A 17,723-nucleotide genomic window follows, 5' to 3' on the forward strand; every position below is an offset into this window, starting at 1 on the left:
GTACAGCAAAAGTGAAGCTATTTGGGTATATAGCGCTCCAAAAAGCGCTATATAATCTTAATTTACTTAGAAGACTTAGGTACGAACGAACCTGCTTCCATACGAGGCGGGAATTCTTTGAATGTACCCATCACCTCTTTCACTGTATCCATTGCTGGCATCATTAAGAATGAACGCTCGTACATCCAACGAGAATAACCCATGCCTTGATCGCCTCGTTCAAATGGATCAATGCTCAAGTCAAAGATCAGTGGCACACGAAGTTTAGTGAACGGCTTACGCCATACATCCATACCCGTTTCATTCTCTTGAATCATAAAGTGGAACTTGTACTTTCCTTGGCGCAATGCCACAAGATCGCCGTCGTCGCTCCAGTAAACGAACTCATTTCGTGCGGATTTGTCTGACTTACCCGTTAAATATGGCAGTTGGTTGTAACCGTCTAGGTGAACTTTGTAGTCCATATCGCCAACTTTTTTGCCTTTTAGCAGTTCGTCTTTAACTTTGGTATCACCTGCCGCAGCAACTAGTGTCGGGAAAAAGTCCTCTAATGACATCATGCCGTTGAATGTTTTACCTGCCTCAATTTTTCCAGGCCATTTAATCAACATTGGCACACGGAAACTCCCTTCCCAGCCAGTGTTTTTCTCTGAGCGGAACGGTGTCATCCCTGCATCCGGCCACAAATCAACCATAGGGCCGTTGTCAGTGGTGTAAACAATGATTGTATTGTCATCCACACCTAACTCTTTGATCTTGTTAAGTAGCTGACCGATTTGGTCATCGTGCTGCTTAACACCATCCGCGTAGAAACCGGCACCTGTTTTACCTTGGTATTCTTCAGGAACATGTGTGAAGTTGTGCATGCGAGTGGTGTTAAACCAAGTAAAGAACGGCTTGTCCGCTTTTACTTGTTTTTCTATGAAGCTTTCTGCGGCATCAAGAAACTCACCATCAACATTTTCCATACGCTTACGCGTAAGTGGACCGGTATCTTCGATTTTGCCGTCAGCGGAAGAATGGATAACGCCACGAGGGCCAAATTTCTTCTTGAACTCCGGATCTTTAGGGTAATCCACGTTCTCTGGCTCTTCTTCTGCGTTCAAGTGGTATAGGTTGCCGAAGAATTCATCAAAACCGTGGTTGGTAGGAAGATGCTCGTCTCGGTCACCTAAATGGTTCTTACCAAATTGTCCGGTTGCGTAACCCATTTGCTTAAGCACGGTTGCAATCGTCGGATCTTTTTCCGAGATACCTTCCGGAGCGCCTGGTAAGCCCACTTTTGATAGACCTGTACGTTTTGGCATTTGACCAGTGATGAATGCAGAACGGCCTGCTGTCGAGCTTTGCTGTGCGTAGAAGTTAGTGAACTTCGCACCCTCTTTAGCAATGCTATCGATGTTTGGCGTGTTGTACGCCATCATGCCTTGGTTGTAGGTACTAAGGTTCCAGTAACCAACATCATCACCAAAGATGACAAGAATGTTGGGTTTGTCCGCTGCATGTGCAACTGCAGATGCAGCGCCCAAAGCTAACGTACATGCGTTAAGTACGAGTTTTTTACTGCTCGTTTTGGTCGCATTTTTCATATTATCTCCAAGAGTTCGCTAGTGCGTAAAAAATGGTATTCGCTTTTCAATACCATTGTTGATATAAGATAAAGCACTAATTTCAGGCGATAAATGCAGTCAAAATTAGTTAACCTATAAATTAAATTTATGAGTGACGTTATGGACTTGAATTTGATCCAAACTTTTCTTGTTGTTGCGGAGTTTCAATCTTATACAAAAGCCGCGGAACAATTAGGGCTTACACAACCTGCTGTGAGCGCTGCAATAAAGCGTTTAGAGCAAGTCGTAGATAAGCAGTTATTCGTTAAAAAAGGACGAGGGATCGCACTAACCTCCACCGCTTATCAATTACTGCCGCAATTCCAGCAAGCGGTTAATATTATTGACAATGCGATATCTGATAAAAATCATTTTGAAGTGTGTTGTTCGGAAATTTTGTTGCACATTATGGACCCGATAAAGAACACTATTTTTTATGAATCACCACCCGAAAAATTCCTATTATTTGAGCTGTTAAGACAACAAAAAGTCGATCTAGTAATCGATACGGTGATCACGAAAGATGCAGCGTTTATTATTGAAGATGCCTATGAGGAAGAAGCCGTGGTTATCTGTCGTGAGAACCATCCCCGTGTACACGGCACGCTCACAAAAGAGCAATTTTATGAGGAAACTCACTGTTTATTTTCAGGAAAATGGAACAACATGTCGGGGTTCGAGCAACTAGCAAAGGAAACAATTCAAGAAAGAAAAGTCGACTTGATCACATCTTCGCTAGCGGGCATGGCGCTGTATGTCGCCCAAAGAGACAGTTTAGGGATCGTGTCTCAATCTTTTGCAAACAAGTGGAGCAAAGCGCTCAAACTTCAAATTTTGCCCTGCCCCATTTCGATACGCTCTATCCCTTACAAGTTCGTCTACCATAAGCGAGAGGTAAACAACCCAGCCCACATCGCTCTACGTGAAAAAATCAAAGCCAACTTAACGGCAGCCCACTACGAACCAATTTGTTTATAACTCTTGTCAATTGAAGCGTTAGGCGTTTTCGTCATCAAGCTTTCTACAAACCTGAATAGATAGAATTTTACAGATAAAAAAGAGGCTCATTTTAATGAGCCTCTTTCTATATGTGATACTTCACTTAGCTTTTCCTACTTATTTGGGTTCTCTTTTAGTTTCTCCATCACTTGATCGAGCGAGAAGCTTGCTGCTTTTTGCCTTGGTGGGAACTCTTTAAACGTTTCAAGGAATCTGCCTACGTAAGCTTGCGCAGGAACGAGCATGTAAGCACGGTCTAGCATCCAATCGTAGTAAGTGTTAGAAGTGATATCAGCCACTTCGTAAGGATCCATACGCAAGTTGAAGATCTTAGGAACACGAAGTGTGGTGAATGGTTCAGCCCAAATACGCAACGTACCTTTTGCTCGTTGCTCCATAAAGACCAGCTTCCATTTGTTATAGCGAAGTGCAGTTAAGTCTCCATCATCTGAGAAGTAAAAAATTTCTTCTCGTGGGGCCTTATCCTCTTTACCAGTCAAATATGGTAGGAAGTTATAGCCGTCTAGGTGAACTTTGAATTTCTTACCATTCGCACTATAACCTTTGAGCAATTTCTCTTTGATATTGTCATCACCCGCGGCAGCAACGAACGTTGGCATCCAGTCCATGTGATGCATGATATCATTCGAAACAGAGCCAGCTTTAATTTTACCCGGCCAACGTACCATCGCAGGAACTCGGTACGCACCTTCCCAGTTGGTATTTTTCTCTCCACGGAATGGCGTTGTACCTGCATCTGGCCACGAGTTCATGTGTGGGCCATTATCGGTGGAGTAAAAGACGATTGTGTTGTCTTTAATACCCAAATCATCCACTTTTTTCAGTAGCTGACCTACATGGTTATCATGCTCGACCATACCATCTGCATACTCGCTGATACCTGTTTTTCCAGAGTTCTCTTCTTTCACATGAGTACGGAAGTGCATACGAGTTGCGTTCCACCAGACAAAGAAAGGTTTTTCAGCCTTGACGGCACGATCCATAAAGTCGAGTGCCGCATCTAACGTCTCTTCATCCACGGTTTCCATGCGCTTGCGAGTTAGAGGTCCTGTATCCTCAATTTTGCCATCAGCGTACGAACGGATAACGCCGCGCGGACCGAACTTTTTACGAAACTCAGGATCTTTAGGATAATCGACGTTTTCTGGCTCCTCCTCGGCGTTCAAGTGATAAAGGTTGCCAAAAAATTCATCGAAGCCGTGATTAGTAGGAAGGTGCTCATCTTTATCACCTAAGTGGTTTTTACCAAATTGCCCTGTCATATAGCCCATCGGCTTCAGCATTTCGGCAATGGTTGCGTCCTCTTCCTTCAAGCCAAGATCAGCACCTGGAAGCCCCACTTTACTCAAACCTGTTCTAAGAACGGTTTGGCCCGTAATGAAAGTAGAACGGCCCGCTGTACAAGATTGCTCACCGTAATAGTCAGTGAACATCATGCCTTCTTTGGCGATACTATCTATATTTGGTGTTTTGTACCCCATCAAGCCAAACGTGTAAGCACTGAGATTGGACTGGCCAATATCATCACCCCAAATGACGAGAATATTTGGTTTCTCTGCTGCGATACTGCTACTTGTCGCACCGATTAAAGCGGCGGCAAGAATCGCTAATCGGCGTTTAACGCCATATTTCGCTGTCATATAAACCTCTGTGTGTATTAGAAAAGTGCTTCCTGCAACAGAATGTATAGTTCACAAATAGCGGATAAGCGAATTTACTAAATGAGAATTCTTTCTATCTTTGCCTAACATTACACCGTTATTTGTAGCTAATACGCACTCCAATAGCACTTTAGTTCAGAGCGACATCGCACCATTCATCACTACTGTTAATCTCAAGTATTAAGATTGTCTACGCATATCACAGTGCTCATAAAGTACCTGATTGCTTTTAAATAAATATTAATGATAATACGTTTTACTACTATTAATAATTAAGGTACCCGTGTGCTTGACTCCAAGGTTTCAAATGGAAAAACTTCCCAATGCCAACACAACGGCGTTCACCATAATGATGAGGAGCTATTACTAGATAAGCACACTCACTCTGTGGTACTCAATTACTTGCCAAACAAGAAATCTGTTCAGTTAACAAGCATTCAATTTAAGCTGCTGCAAACTCTCACTCACCATCAAGATCAAGTACTTAGTAAGCCTTTTCTTTACGAAACAGTACTAAAACGTGAATTTACTGAACATGATCGAGCACTCGATATGCACATGAGCAGAATGAGAAAGCGTCTAGTTCACGAAGGCGTTCCAACAGACAGAATTCAGACAGTCCACCGCCAGGGTTACATTTTCAAGCGCTCAGACAATCAACAGAAAAATTAACGCTAATTGGCCCAACTTTTGGTAATTGACCGCTTATTTTGCTTTAATTAATGCAAATTCGAATCACGTAAAATAACTCAATGAATTTGCGCTTAATTTTTACACTTTGCATTGCTACTTTGTTTGCCGGCTGTGCAACCTATGCTGGTCTTAACTATGACCAACTGTTTGGTCCACAGCTCGTGCGTGAACGCACAGTTGACGTGGAAACCCCTCAAGCAAACTTCTTCCAAAGCGAAGTTAAACCCATTATGGATAACCGCTGTGTCGTCTGCCACGCGTGCTACGATGCACCATGTCAGCTTAAGCTCTCTTCTGTTGAAGGCATTGACCGTGGTGCGAGTAAAGCACTGGTATATGAAGGAACAAGACTCACAGCCGCAGCACCAACACGCTTATTCGAAGATGCAGAAACAACCCAAGAGTGGCGCGATGCGGGTTTTCATCCGGTTCTCAACGAACGTGATCAAAGCATGGCAGCCAACATTGACGCAGGCCTTATCGCACGTTTGCTACAGCAAAAAGAGCGCCACCCATTGCCTGACCAAGTCCAGTTAGAAGGCTTTGACTTTTCGATAGACCGAGAGCAAACCTGTCCGACGATTGAAGAATACGAGCAATACGAAAAGGATAACCCGACCTGGGGAATGCCTTTTGGTATGCCAAACCTATCAAACAGTGAATACCACACACTCATGACTTGGTTGGAAAACGGCGCAATAATGAACGTTCACCAACCTGTTAGTGAGAATGAGCAAGCGCAAATAGATAAGTACGAAACATTACTTAACCACTCCGATTTGAAAAATCAGCTGATGGCTAGGTATATATATGAGCATTTGTTTTTATCCCATCTCTACTTTTCGGAACTCGATGAAGATCCCCGATTCTTCACGCTCGTCCGCTCTGCTACACCACCAGGACAGCCCGTCAAACGTATTTCAACGCGTCGCCCGTACGATGATCCAGGGGTTGAACGTGTGTTTTATCGAATTATTCCAGAGCAAGGGACCATAGTAGATAAAACTCACATGCCATTCGCGTTAAACAAGCAACGCATAGAGAACTGGAAAACTTGGTTTATTGATGCTGATTACATGGTTAGTCAGCTACCGAGTTATGAACCAGAAGTTGCTGCAAACCCGATGACATCATTCATCGACCTTCCAGTGAAATCGCGCTTTAAGTTCATGCTAGATAATGCGCAAAATACAATCATGGCATACATCAAAGGCCCAGTTTGTCGTGGCCAACTGGCATTGAATGTTATCAATGATCGCTTTTGGGTGTTTTTCCTTGATCCAGATAAAGCAGACATCCCAGAAGTAAATGAGTTTTACCGATCTCAGGCTGATAATCTAAAACTACCGGCAGAACAAGAGAGTAACACGCTACCTGTTACCAACTGGGTCAAGTACGCGCGTCAGCAAGCTCGCTACCTAGAGGCTAAATCTGAGTTCACTAATAACTGGTTTAAAGAGGGTGAAAACCTATCCACCGATGTAATTTGGGACGGTAATGGCACCAACCATAATGCGGCATTAACGATATTCCGCCATTTTGATAGTGCTTCTGTTGTTCAAGGGTTAGTTGGTGAGCAGCCTAAAACAGTGTGGATTCTTGACTACGCGTTACTAGAGCGTATCCACTATTTGCTTGTTGCTGGGTTTGACGTTTACGGTAACTTCGGCCATCAGCTCATGACACGAATGTTTATGGACTTCTTGCGTCTAGAAGGCGAAAGTAACTTTATCTCGTTGTTACCCGCCGATATGCGCCATGAACTGCAATCTAGCTGGTATAAAGATCAAAGCCCGCAGTTGAGTGACTTTTTACAACGAAATGTGAAGCCGTTTAACCAACCAACCAGCGTTCAGTATAAGAGTGACGATCCAAAAACGGAGTTGGTGGAGTTGTTGAGCGAACATGTTTCAGATGTGCTTCTGCCTCGCTACGAAATTCAAGACACGGCTCTTTCTGCGAGTAGTGAAAAGCAACTAAAACGTATTGACCACGTTCGTGGTGAAGGCCTAAAAACCGTTCCGCAAATCACTATGCTTATGGTGAGAAGTCAATCAGGGGAAGATGAACTGTTCACCTTACTTCACAACAATGCACACACAAACATCTCTAGCTTGTTTGATGAAGAAAGTAACCGTGACTTTGCTAACGATGATATGACCATTGTACGCGGCGTTGTGGGAAGCTACCCTGCGGCATTTTTCTCGATCAACGAAAACCAAGTAAAAGATTTTGTCGATCAATTTAGTGCCATCCAAAACGAGTCCGATTACGTTAAGTTATTGGATAATTTTGCGATTCGTAGAAGCTCAGAAAAATTCTGGTCATTTAGCGATCGTTTACATAATTGGTACCGTACAAAACAACCGATCGAATTTGGATTACTTGACTATAATCGTTTTGAGAATCGATGATGATTTAAGGGGGTTCTCATGGGTATCCGAGATAACATTGCCGCTCTTGAACAACAGATTTACGTTGCTTGTTCTGAGGGAGACTACGAAACGGTCAATATGCTTGAGCATCAACTCGAATACTTGCGTGGCAAAGTGGAACATCCTTTTGATGATGACCCTTATGCCCTAGACACTCGATTCGAGTGGGAAGATGACATGACCGAATAGAAAAAACCTCCGGAAAGCCGGAGGTTTTTTTATTTTCAATGCTCGATGGATTACTTCGCCATTAACTCATCCAGAGCTTGAATTGATGCAGACACTTGAGAAACTAAATCATCTTTAGTCGCATTATAGGTATCTAAAGGTTGAGCCGCGGCTTCAATTGCTTGGCAAGCGTTCATTAGCGCAGTTAGTCCTAAACTTCCTGCACTGCCCTTTAATTTATGGGCAAGGTTCTTTACTTCTTTACTATCATTGTCCTCAGCAGACGCTTGCAGTTTGCTTAATACATCAGTGCTGGTGGATCTAAACAGATTAATAATGTGCAACATCTTATCTCTGCCCAAGATTTTCATATCGGACTCAATCACGCTCGGATTAATGATGACCACATCGGGTTCCTTTTTTTGGGGTGCTTGAACGACCTTTGATTGTAGCTCTTGTTCTTGAGGTGAAATTTGATCAAACGGGGTACAGTCGGCATTTTGTGGCAACAACAACGGCTTTCCGTCTAGCGCATCCTGAATCAATGCCGCGAGTGCCTCTTTTGCTAATGGCTTAGGCAAGTATCCGTCAAAACCAGCGGCTAGATAGCGCTCAACTTCTTCCGCAAAAACGTGTGCAGACACTGCAATCATTGGCGTGACGGCAAGCGCTTTATTGGCCGGCTTATTACACTCAATCCGCTTTAAGCGTTGGATCAACTCAGTTCCATCACAATCAGGGAGGTTGATGTCGACCAAAGCGATATCAAAATCTTGTGTGCTGATCAGTTGCTCTGCTTGTGAGCCGTTTTCTGCCATCACGACTTGATGCCCCATGCTTTCTAGAAAGCCTTCCGCGACCACTCGGTTGACTTCATTATCTTCTACTAGCAAGACCTTTGCTTTCACTTTGCAACGTGCGGTTGCCACGGTTCCTGTTTCAACAGGTTCGCTTTCCTCTAACGGAATAGAGAACCAGAATCGGCTACCATTTCCCTCTTCGGAATCGACTTCTAAAACACCGCCCATCGCTTCAATGATTCGCTTACTGATGGCAAGTCCAAGCCCCGTACCTCCAGTTTGGCTCATCCCACCTTCAGCTTGCGTGAAGGCATCAAACAACGTTCTCTGATATTTTTTGGCAATTCCTATTCCAGTGTCTGATACTTCAAACAGGACTTGCGACTCGTCCTCAGGGTTCAGGCTAACGTAGATATCAATTTCTCCTTCGTCAGTGAACTTAATCGCGTTACCAACAAGATTGTTCAGCACCTGACTGATTCTGGTGACATCCCCTTTCCAGTAGCGACTAACATCACTTTCAATATGGTAGGAGAACAGTAGCTTCTTCTCTTGTGCTCGACTGTTCATTAACTGGAAAGTGTCCTCCACCATTTGGTGTAAATCAAAGCCCATGTGACGAATTTCTAAATGCCCCGCTTCAATCTTGGAGTAATCCAGTACATCATTAAGGATCGCGAGCAACGTTTTACCACTACGATTAATGATTTCCGCATAACGCTTTTGAATTGGGTTGAGGCCTGAGTCAATCAACAAGCGTGCTGTCCCCAACACTCCGTTCATTGGCGTTCTTATCTCATGGCTCATCGTCGCCAAGAATGCCGATTTTGCTCGGCTCGCTTGCTCTGCTTGCTTGCGAGCTTTAGCGTGATTCAAAACCTCTTCATTCAAACGGCGATTGGCTTGTTTTAACTGCGAAGTGCGTTGCTCAACAAGCTCTTCTAAATGCTCTTTATGCTCCTCAAGCTCTCGCTTGGCTTGAGCTTCACCCTCTGCTACCACTTTTAGTGCTTGCGCGGTATTACGAGCCGTGATGATGGCCTGCCCCATATGCGCCAACTCATCTTTGCCTTTCACTTCCAACTCAACCGCTAAGTTACCCTGTGCCACAGACAGCAACGCAGCGGAATATTCCGCTAACCGCTTCACAACAGAAAGGTACACCACACGCCATAAAATCAGCACCAATACAATCAAACCAACAATTGAAATAACGGTTAGAGACCACTGAGCGAATTTCAATGTGCTGGTCAATTGGTCTACAGCGACCGTAGTGGTTTTGTTTGAATCATCAACCAATTTGTTGACCGTGCCATTAAGCTCTGAGAACAACTCTAATGTCTTTTGCATCAGTTGTTGTGACTGTTCGTTATTCTCGTATTGCTGCATCAGTATAGAAAATACGACCTGACGCTTACCAAGCTCTATGAGCAGTTGGCTCATTTGCTTAGAGCGCGTAGGATCTTCCACAGCGAGTACACGGCGTTGCATGATTTTGAGGTTGCTATCGAAATCACTTTGAACCTGTTGAATTCGCTCAATATTCGTTAATGTCCGAGCCTCTTCAATCTGATTCAACATTTTAAAAGCCAACAAGTGCAGTTCATGCAATCGCTCAGTCAGATCAAGATCGACCTCCACCAGTGCATCTAGCGCCTGATAAACTTGCGATTTTTTATTCGATTCTAATAAGTCATAAATATGCGTGACGTTAGCAACAGCAATGGTGCTTGTATTCTGAACTTGCGTACGAGTTAGTTGTTCTAGCTCTTCACTGAGCAGACGCATTTCTTCAACACGAGTATCTATCTCTTTTGCAAGCCACAGCTTTTTTTCAACCGAAACACCGAGTTCTGCCAAATTGTCGATAACGTTCTGGACGTTATTCTCTAAAGCTTCTAACAATTGAGAATCGAACGACTCACTCCCGAGCTCCTTGATGTGAGTGAGTAAAGACTCGAGCTGTTCGAACAGCACTCGCCCTGACTCCTTTCTTTCCTGCTCGTTTCTTGCGTTCGACAACATTTGTACAGACGAAATAATACGAGTACTCAACTCAGAGACTTGTCTCGCCTCAATCATGGCGGGAATCGCAGAATCCACGACATTTCTTTCGGTTTTGGCAACCAAAGAAAATCCAGACACACCAATAAGTGCCGATAATATGACCAGTATTGCCATCGCAATGAAAGACAACAAAAGTTTACGACCGATGCTTGCAGTTGCTAGCAGCATATTTTCATGACCTTAATGTTCGTGTTCAGCGACATATTACGTTATATTTTGCAGTGTTTACTTAATCTATGCCAACGAACTTCATTTCATGGTTAAAAATCAACACTCATTTCGCACATTTTTCAAACATTCTGCAGCCACTTTAACCCTAGTTGCTTCTTTGCCAGCGGTTGCCGCAGAGAAAATATGTGCAATATACCCTCACCTAAAGGATTCATACTGGTTGTCAGTAAACTATGGAATGGTGTCCGAAGCGAAAAGAGAAGGTGTCGAGCTACGAGTCCTTGAAGCGGGCGGCTACCCAAACAAAACCCGTCAAGAACAACAACTCGCACTGTGTAACCAATGGGGAGCAGATGCGGTTATCCTTGGGACCGTGGACCCACAGGCTTACGAGCATTCACTTAAAAATTGGGTGGGGAATACTCCCGTTTTTGCTACTGTGAACCAACTCGACTTGGATGAAGAACAAAGTGAGTTGCTAAAAGGGACTGTCGGTGTTGACTGGCATTGGATGGGATACGAAGCGGGTCAATATTTGGCCGCTCGCCATCCAAAGGGGTCAGGAAAAACCAACATTGCCTTACTTTTGGGGCCGCGAACTCGTGGTGGTACGAAACCCGTTACTGCCGGATTTTATGAAGCGATACAAGGAAGTGATATCAACATTGTTGACTCATTTTGGGCAGACAACGACAAGGAGTTACAACGTAACCTAGTTCAACGTGTGATCGATATGGGAAATATAGATTACATTGTTGGCAGTGCAGTGGCGATTGAAGCGGCCATCAGTGAGCTGCGCAGTGCCGGCAAAGCTGAGGAGATCGGTTTAGTTTCTGTGTACTTAAGTCATGGTGTATATCGAGGCCTGTTACGTAACAAAGTACTCTTCGCACCAACAGATAAAATGGTGCAGCAAGGTCGGCTTTCCGTGATGCAAGCAACGCATTACTTAAGAGGTGAAGCTTATGACAAACATGCCTCACCAACCATCAAACCACTGACTCCGAAGACGCTTCATGACGACACGATCGAAGAATCGTTATCTCCGTCAGAATATAGGCCGACATTCCGTGTTAAGGCTGTTGATTGAAAGACCAAAAACGTGTTCTATTGAGTCACAACAATTTTAAAATCATACAAACGGAAACATCTTGATGCAAAAAACCATTCGTACCATGCCAACCCATAAACATGTGGCTTTGGTTGCTCACGACAACTGCAAACCTGAGCTACTTCGCTGGGTAAAAGAAAACAAAGAAAAGCTACAGAGTCACTTCCTTTACGCAACTGGCACGACAGGACACATGCTGAGTAAAGAAACTGGACTTGCGATCAAGAGCATGATCAGTGGTCCGATGGGCGGTGATCAACAACTAGGCGCTCTCATTTCAGAAGGCAAAATCGACGTTCTCGTTTTCTTTTGGGATCCACTGAATGCCGTACCTCACGACCCAGATGTTAAAGCGCTTCTTCGTATTGCTAGTGTTTGGAATATTCCTGTAGCAACGAACCGAGCCACCGCTAAGTTCCTGTTTAACTCCCCTCTTCTTGAGCAAGAAGTAGACATCGAAGTACCGGATTACGAAGCCTATCTTGCTGAGCGCATGTAAGCTTTGATGCCAACCAAATAAAGCAAGGGCGATACCAAGTATCGCCCTTGCTGTTTTTAACATTCTAAACGTTGCATTTAACGGGAAGTCACGATGGGATAGTCACCATTAACGAGCTCTTGAACGAATGCAGATCCCGCGCCAGTATGCGTGATCCAAACCTTCTCTTTCGCACGTGTAATCGCCACGTAAAATAGCCTGCGCTCTTCTGCGTAAGGGAATTTGTCTTTGGATTCCGTCAACGCACCATCAATGTGAATTTGCTTCTTCTTAGCGGGGAATTGCCCCTCATCCACAGAAAGAATAATCACAAAGTCAGCTTCGCGTCCTTTACTCGCATGGCAAGTCATAAAGCGAATATCGAGATTAGGGAAACGTCGCAACCAATCGTCGAACAAATCGGGCTTATGATAATGGTTACGTCCTAGCAATAAAACTGACTTGGTTTGCTTGGCTTGCTGATTCAAGTGATCCAAGATCTTTTCCACTTGATTGCTCGGCGCGGTATGTACGCTCTTCTGCTTGCGTTGTTTGTGGCTGTTTAGTGTTTTCGGCAACTGCGATGGGTTTTGCTGCACGAATGTATTCGCTACATCACCAATCTGATTGTTGAAACGATAAGTTGTATCTAAGTGATGAACGGTAGAGTGAGCAAAGCGTTCTTTAAAGCCAGTGATAAGATCGACATCCGCTCCTGCAAACTGATAGATCGCTTGCCAATCGTCGCCAACAGCAAATAACGTGGCACCTGCTTGTTTCTGAGTGGATTCACACAGTGCTTCAATCAATGCCAGACGATCTGGAGAGATATCTTGATACTCATCGACCATAATAAAGCGCCATGGCGAGACAAACTTCCCTTTATTCACATAATCTGTCGCACGACTGATCATGGTTGGGAAATCCACTTGGTTGCTTTCTTTAAGCATTTTCTGCCACGCTGTAAAACATGGCCAGCATAAGGCGAGTTCACTATTTAAACGCGTATAGTCTTGGTGGTTTACGAGCTTTTCTTGTACTTGCTTTTTGGTCAACCCTACCGCCGCTAAATGAGACAGCTGCGAATCTAGCCAAGCGATCAGTTTTGGATTTTCTGAATGGCTTCCTAACTCATCATCCCCTTTTAGGTACGCAATCGGCCATTTGTCTAAATGTTTTTGCCAACGTTTAAAGTTGGTGGGTGTCATCCAATGTTTTTTCAACCAGTCTACACACCATGCTGTTCGTTGATTTTCGTCCAACGCTAAAGGACTAATTTCGACAGGTTGCTCTTCGACTTGTTTAAGAATATACAAACCCAACTGATGGAATGTGTTTACGCGCACACCGTCTGCCGCCATGCCCACTTTATCTACTAAGCGTTCTTTCATTTCAGTCGCCGCATCACGACCGAACGCTAACATGAGAAGCTCTTCTGCTTGAGCTTGATGGCTTTGCAACAAATAGGCAACTCGTGCGGTTAAAACGCTGGTTTTGCCCGAGCCGGCCCCAGCAAGAACTAAGTTGTGGTCGTCGTTGAGCAATACCGCATATTGCTGGGATAAATTCAAAGGAGAGGATTCAATTTGATTAAACAGCACTTCCCAATTTGGACGTTCTGCTTCTAGCCAATCGCGATTACGCTCACCAAGCGCCTCAGAGGTATCAATGAGCCAAGGCTCTATTTGCGACATACGATTCGGCATTCGCATTTTGGCTTCTTCTAGGGTGGTTTTCATCTCGCTTAACTCTTGGTTAAGGCTTTCAACCCAGGAGACCACTTGAGAATGCGATAAGTAAGCAGGCAAGTGCTTTAGTTTGTAAAGCTCTTCTTCCCACTTAGGTAGATACTCAGCCAGTTTTCGGCACTGAGTGTTGTGCCACTCTTGATATTGACGAACGGCCTCAAGCGCGAACTTTCGGCATTGTGGCCACGGTAAACCTTGGACTAGCCAGCTTTGTTGTTTGCCTTCGTGTTCATGAGCAAAAAACTGTAAAGAGCTCCATAATAACCCACGCTTTACGCTAACTTTGCCATTCCAGATCGTAAAAGGAATATGTTCTTCACTGCCTATCGAGCTTAATAAAACACTGTTCTCTTTTATTTCGACGTGATGGTACTCATTTTGAATAAAAAACTGTGCTTTGCTAGTGGCAGTAAGCTGCATGAAACGTGCGCCTTTTAGTTTAGAAGTTGTCGATTTATATCATTTTAAGGCGCTAAATTGTAGCAACGGCGAGCTCCTAAGTAAGCTTCTTCTTCTATTCTTTAATAAAATTCACATTACTGTCGATTTAATAACCTAAAGCTGAGGTTATTTGAAGCTGGCTTTACAATCCTCAATACATGACCTGGCAGCTTTAATATAAGTCAATGACATCCCTGCTGATTTTATCAGCAACCACGAATTTTTCTTAAAGTAAATCATAAACGCGCTATAGTGGGTCTGGTAGTATTCCCCCTGTTCTTCATCGGAAACATAAGGCGCATTGTGCAAGCAACTTCTAAATTTCGGCTATATTGGGCAAACAAGACGATAAATTACAGCGTTCTTATCCTCATTACCTTACTGGGTGTGGTTATCCCAACTTGGTACTTCGAGCAAAACACGCTGATAACGCCATTAATATTAGGCGTTATTGCTGCTGCTTTGGCTGAAAGTGATGACAGTTTCACTGGACGCATCAAGGCTCTGATTCTCACCTTTCTCTGTTTTGCGCTTGCTGCTTTTTCAATTGAAATCTTGTTCGATACCCCATGGGCTTTTGCGTTGGGATTATTTATCTCAACCTTCGGCTTCATCATTCTTGGAGCGATAGGTCCTAAGTACGCGAGTATTGCTTTTGGTTCGTTGCTGATCGCTATTTATACTATGCTTGGCGCACATGAAAGCACCAACATTTGGTTTCAGCCACTACTGCTTTTGACTGGTGCCGCCTGGTATTACTTCATGTCCATGATTTGGCAGATATTTTGGCCTCTTCAACCGGTGCAACAAAGCTTAGCCAATGTGTTCTTCCAAATGGCGAATTATCTTGATGCGAAAGCCAAGCTTTTTCACCCTGCGACCAACTTGACGCCACAACCGCTACGGATTGAAGCTGCAAAATGCAATGCTGCCACGGTTACGGCACTAAACGCTTGTAAAACCACATTACTTAACCGATCGAAACGGGGTCACATTGATGGGCCTAGTGACCGATTTTTAAATATTTATTTCATCGCTCAAGACATTCACGAACGCGTCAGTTCTAGCCATTATCGCTATCAGGATTTAGCGACCGAATTTGAACGTTCTGATGTGCTGTTTCGTTTTAAATATCTTTTGGAGTCTCAAGCCCAAGCGTGTCGTGATATTGCACTAGCCATTCAGCTAGGAAATGAATACTCCCATACCGATCAATCTATTCTGGCATTAGCTGAAGTACAGAACTCTCTTGCTTATCTAGAAGAACAAAAGCAAGGGCACTGGAAACGTCTGCTGATGCAGTTAACATATTTATTCAATAACTTAGCGACGGTAGAAAAACAACTTAATAACATTAACAACCCAGATGTCGAAGGCCTAGAAGAAGATACCCTCGCCGATACCAACCCACACACGCTAAAGGCGATGTGGCAGCGTATATCAGCAAATTTACACAAAGATTCGATGCTGTTTCGGCATGCATTACGTATGTCAATTGCCTTAACGATTGGCTATGGAATCATTCAAATATTCAACATCGACCGAGGTTACTGGATACTCTTAACCACTTTATTCGTATGCCAACCGAACTACAGTGCCACTCGCCAAAAATTGACGGCGCGAGTAATAGGTACATTAGCTGGTTTGTTGATTGGTGTACCTTTGCTGACTTTTTTCCCTTCTCAAGAAAGCCAGTTAGTATTTATCGTTATCTCTGGTGTGATGTTTTTCGCCTTCCGGATGAACAACTATGGGTACGCGACTGGTTTTATTACACTGCTCGTCCTCTTCTTATTTAATCAGCTAGGTGAAGGTTACGCAGTTGTCCTTCCTCGACTAGCAGATACCCTCATCGGGTGTGTGCTTGCAGTAGGAGCTGTATTAGTTATTTTGCCCGACTGGCAGTCGAGAAGGCTTCACAAAGTTATGTCGGATGCGATAGAGGCGAACAAGCAGTATCTCGATCAGATCATTGGTCAGTATAGAATCGGCAAGAAAGACAATTTGAGCTACCGTATCGCTCGCCGCCAGGCCCACAATAATGATGCCTCACTCTCTTCTGCGATTAGTACGATGCTGGCGGAGCCTGGCAAATATCGCGCAGCTGTTGATGAAAGTTTTCGCTTCCTAACGTTAAATCACGCAATGTTGAACTATATTTCTGCATTAGGCGCGCACAGAACTCGCATCGAAGATGAGTCAATTCATAAACTCGTTTTAGATGCTCACCGTTGTATTCATCAGCATCTGGATGTACTTCATAAACAGCTTCACCAGCATTGTGAGGAGTGTGACCTATCTAATATTGATGATGCTGGACTCGAGCAACGCTTAAACGAATGGCGCGATGAAGACGACAGCTCTGCCCGCATGGTATTGCAGCAACTTCATCTTATCTATCGCATGCTCCCAGAGCTTCATTCACTTGCTAGTAAGTTTGCCGTCAGGGTAAGTTAGTAACATTCAAACCATATGTAAGAGGGAAGCGCTATATCGCTTCCCTTTTTCTTTTTACGTTTCCATCTACCCCAAAGTGGGTAATTATGTACCTTCTTAGGAAAAATCTGACGTATCACTTAACACACCTTGACAATATTCGGACAAAAAGCAATCGATCAAATTCTAATCTATTTTGGTTGAATAAATATGTTGTATCCAAAGGATGAAGAATTTCGGGCAACGACGGATAAACCGAATCACGACGAAGGTATTGAGATGAACGCACAACAATTTAATGAACTTAAGCAAAAGCTCAGTGATTTAACGGCAAGTCAGTTAAAGTCATTACAAGGTGAGATCAGCGTGAAACTAAATAAAGCGCAAAAACCGGTTCTATCTGGTGAAGAAAGAGAAATGCTTGCCAAACTGTTTGCCTAATCAAGTCACTGATATAAAACACTTGAACGTTTTATAAACTCCACCTATGCTCTCACTATCATAATGTTGGGAGTAGTGATATGCCTGTATCGGGAATTCAACCTGGATACCACATCGTTCAGATGTCACAACAAATGGCCGAGAAAGCTGCACATGGCATTAGCAATAATGTAAGTAAGGTAAAAGAAGAGCTTTCTGATCACAACATCGATTTAGCTGCGGTTGCGGATGTCGCAATAACAGCCTCAACACCTAGCCTTCCCTCTCAAAAAGTTGAATCTCTCATCAACCTCGCACAAGCCGCTGGTTATAACCGAGTTGGCGCGTCTGTCATAGAGAAAAACAATGAAATCATTGGCAGCTTGCTAGACATCCACGTTTAGGCGATTTAACGTCAAATTATCGCTATTTTAATTTCCAACTATCACTGTAACGTCGTAACA

General features: G+C 43.8%; 13 protein-coding genes. 9 read left to right on the forward strand and 4 right to left on the reverse strand.

The window, feature by feature from the left end:
• Positions 1-62: 62 nt before the first annotated feature.
• Complete coding sequence (locus R7E42_RS08385) at positions 63-1,589, reverse strand: arylsulfatase (RefSeq protein WP_318072576.1); 1,527 nt, start codon at positions 1,587-1,589, stop codon at positions 63-65.
• Positions 1,590-1,730: 141 nt separating this feature from the next.
• On the opposite strand from R7E42_RS08385, the gene R7E42_RS08390 reads away from it, so the two are divergent.
• Positions 1,731-2,588 (forward strand): LysR family transcriptional regulator, encoded by an 858-nt coding sequence (locus R7E42_RS08390; protein ID WP_025767859.1) that lies wholly within the window; start codon positions 1,731-1,733, stop codon positions 2,586-2,588.
• A gap of 134 nt (positions 2,589-2,722) precedes the next feature.
• On the opposite strand, the gene R7E42_RS08395 is transcribed toward R7E42_RS08390, so the two are convergent.
• The gene (locus tag R7E42_RS08395; protein ID WP_005376560.1) at positions 2,723-4,270 is read right to left on the reverse strand and encodes an arylsulfatase; all 1,548 of its coding nucleotides are present in this window, start codon (positions 4,268-4,270) and stop codon (positions 2,723-2,725) included.
• Between the two features lie 306 nt (positions 4,271-4,576).
• Between R7E42_RS08395 and R7E42_RS08400 the strand changes: the two genes are divergently transcribed.
• The 3 genes from R7E42_RS08400 (at position 4,577) to R7E42_RS08410 (ending at position 7,608) form a co-directional block, all read left to right on the forward strand.
• A complete protein-coding gene (locus R7E42_RS08400) occupies positions 4,577-4,963 on the forward strand; it encodes a winged helix-turn-helix domain-containing protein (RefSeq protein ID WP_137282695.1) in 387 nt (128 codons plus the stop codon).
• Positions 4,964-5,043: 80 nt separating this feature from the next.
• Positions 5,044-7,398, forward strand: coding sequence for a fatty acid cis/trans isomerase (locus R7E42_RS08405; RefSeq protein ID WP_047101402.1), 2,355 nt, complete (start codon positions 5,044-5,046; stop codon positions 7,396-7,398).
• 18 nt (positions 7,399-7,416) lie between these two features.
• Positions 7,417-7,608 (forward strand): hypothetical protein, encoded by a 192-nt coding sequence (locus R7E42_RS08410; protein ID WP_005376565.1) that lies wholly within the window; start codon positions 7,417-7,419, stop codon positions 7,606-7,608.
• A gap of 50 nt (positions 7,609-7,658) precedes the next feature.
• On the opposite strand, the gene torS is transcribed toward R7E42_RS08410, so the two are convergent.
• Positions 7,659-10,622: a TMAO reductase system sensor histidine kinase/response regulator TorS gene (gene torS, locus R7E42_RS08415; RefSeq protein WP_318072577.1), complete on the reverse strand. Its 2,964-nt coding sequence runs from the start codon at positions 10,620-10,622 to the stop codon at positions 7,659-7,661.
• A 43-nt stretch (positions 10,623-10,665) separates the two neighbouring features.
• On the opposite strand from torS, the gene torT reads away from it, so the two are divergent.
• Both torT and R7E42_RS08425 read left to right on the forward strand, forming a co-directional pair.
• Positions 10,666-11,715, forward strand: a complete 1,050-nt coding sequence (gene torT / locus R7E42_RS08420) for a TMAO reductase system periplasmic protein TorT (protein WP_225466754.1) — start codon at positions 10,666-10,668, stop codon at positions 11,713-11,715.
• Between the two features lie 64 nt (positions 11,716-11,779).
• Positions 11,780-12,235 (forward strand): methylglyoxal synthase, encoded by a 456-nt coding sequence (locus tag R7E42_RS08425; RefSeq protein WP_005376571.1) that lies wholly within the window; start codon positions 11,780-11,782, stop codon positions 12,233-12,235.
• A 77-nt stretch (positions 12,236-12,312) separates the two neighbouring features.
• Here R7E42_RS08425 and helD read toward each other — a convergent pair whose 3' ends face one another.
• Positions 12,313-14,382 carry a DNA helicase IV gene (helD, locus tag R7E42_RS08430; protein ID WP_104976153.1) on the reverse strand — a complete coding sequence of 690 codons (2,070 nt, stop codon included), beginning with the start codon at positions 14,380-14,382 and terminating at the stop codon, positions 12,313-12,315.
• Positions 14,383-14,706: 324 nt separating this feature from the next.
• On the opposite strand from helD, the gene yccS reads away from it, so the two are divergent.
• The 3 genes from yccS to R7E42_RS08445 all read left to right on the forward strand — a co-directional run bounded on the left by yccS (position 14,707) and on the right by R7E42_RS08445 (position 17,663).
• Positions 14,707-16,860 (forward strand): YccS family putative transporter, encoded by a 2,154-nt coding sequence (gene yccS / locus R7E42_RS08435; RefSeq protein ID WP_053303489.1) that lies wholly within the window; start codon positions 14,707-14,709, stop codon positions 16,858-16,860.
• A 189-nt stretch (positions 16,861-17,049) separates the two neighbouring features.
• The gene (locus R7E42_RS08440; protein ID WP_005376575.1) at positions 17,050-17,280 is read left to right on the forward strand and encodes a hypothetical protein; all 231 of its coding nucleotides are present in this window, start codon (positions 17,050-17,052) and stop codon (positions 17,278-17,280) included.
• 80 nt (positions 17,281-17,360) lie between these two features.
• A complete protein-coding gene (locus tag R7E42_RS08445) occupies positions 17,361-17,663 on the forward strand; it encodes a hypothetical protein (protein WP_132937201.1) in 303 nt (100 codons plus the stop codon).
• Positions 17,664-17,723: the final 60 nt, after the last annotated feature.

The organism is Vibrio sp. Vb1337, assembly GCF_033338715.1.
Lineage (GTDB): Bacteria > Pseudomonadota > Gammaproteobacteria > Enterobacterales > Vibrionaceae > Vibrio > Vibrio alginolyticus.

Coding starts and splice junctions, on each gene's coding strand:
- R7E42_RS08390 (WP_025767859.1), top strand. CDS start 1,731: ATGGACTTGAATTTGATCCAAACTTTTCTTGTTGTTGCGGAGTTTCAA.
- R7E42_RS08440 (WP_005376575.1), top strand. CDS start 17,050: ATGTTGTATCCAAAGGATGAAGAATTTCGGGCAACGACGGATAAACCG.
- helD (WP_104976153.1), bottom strand. CDS start 14,382: ATGCAGCTTACTGCCACTAGCAAAGCACAGTTTTTTATTCAAAATGAG.
- R7E42_RS08410 (WP_005376565.1), top strand. CDS start 7,417: ATGGGTATCCGAGATAACATTGCCGCTCTTGAACAACAGATTTACGTT.
- torS (WP_318072577.1), bottom strand. CDS start 10,622: ATGCTGCTAGCAACTGCAAGCATCGGTCGTAAACTTTTGTTGTCTTTC.
- R7E42_RS08445 (WP_132937201.1), top strand. CDS start 17,361: ATGCCTGTATCGGGAATTCAACCTGGATACCACATCGTTCAGATGTCA.
- R7E42_RS08385 (WP_318072576.1), bottom strand. CDS start 1,589: ATGAAAAATGCGACCAAAACGAGCAGTAAAAAACTCGTACTTAACGCA.
- R7E42_RS08405 (WP_047101402.1), top strand. CDS start 5,044: ATGAATTTGCGCTTAATTTTTACACTTTGCATTGCTACTTTGTTTGCC.
- R7E42_RS08395 (WP_005376560.1), bottom strand. CDS start 4,270: ATGACAGCGAAATATGGCGTTAAACGCCGATTAGCGATTCTTGCCGCC.
- R7E42_RS08425 (WP_005376571.1), top strand. CDS start 11,780: ATGCAAAAAACCATTCGTACCATGCCAACCCATAAACATGTGGCTTTG.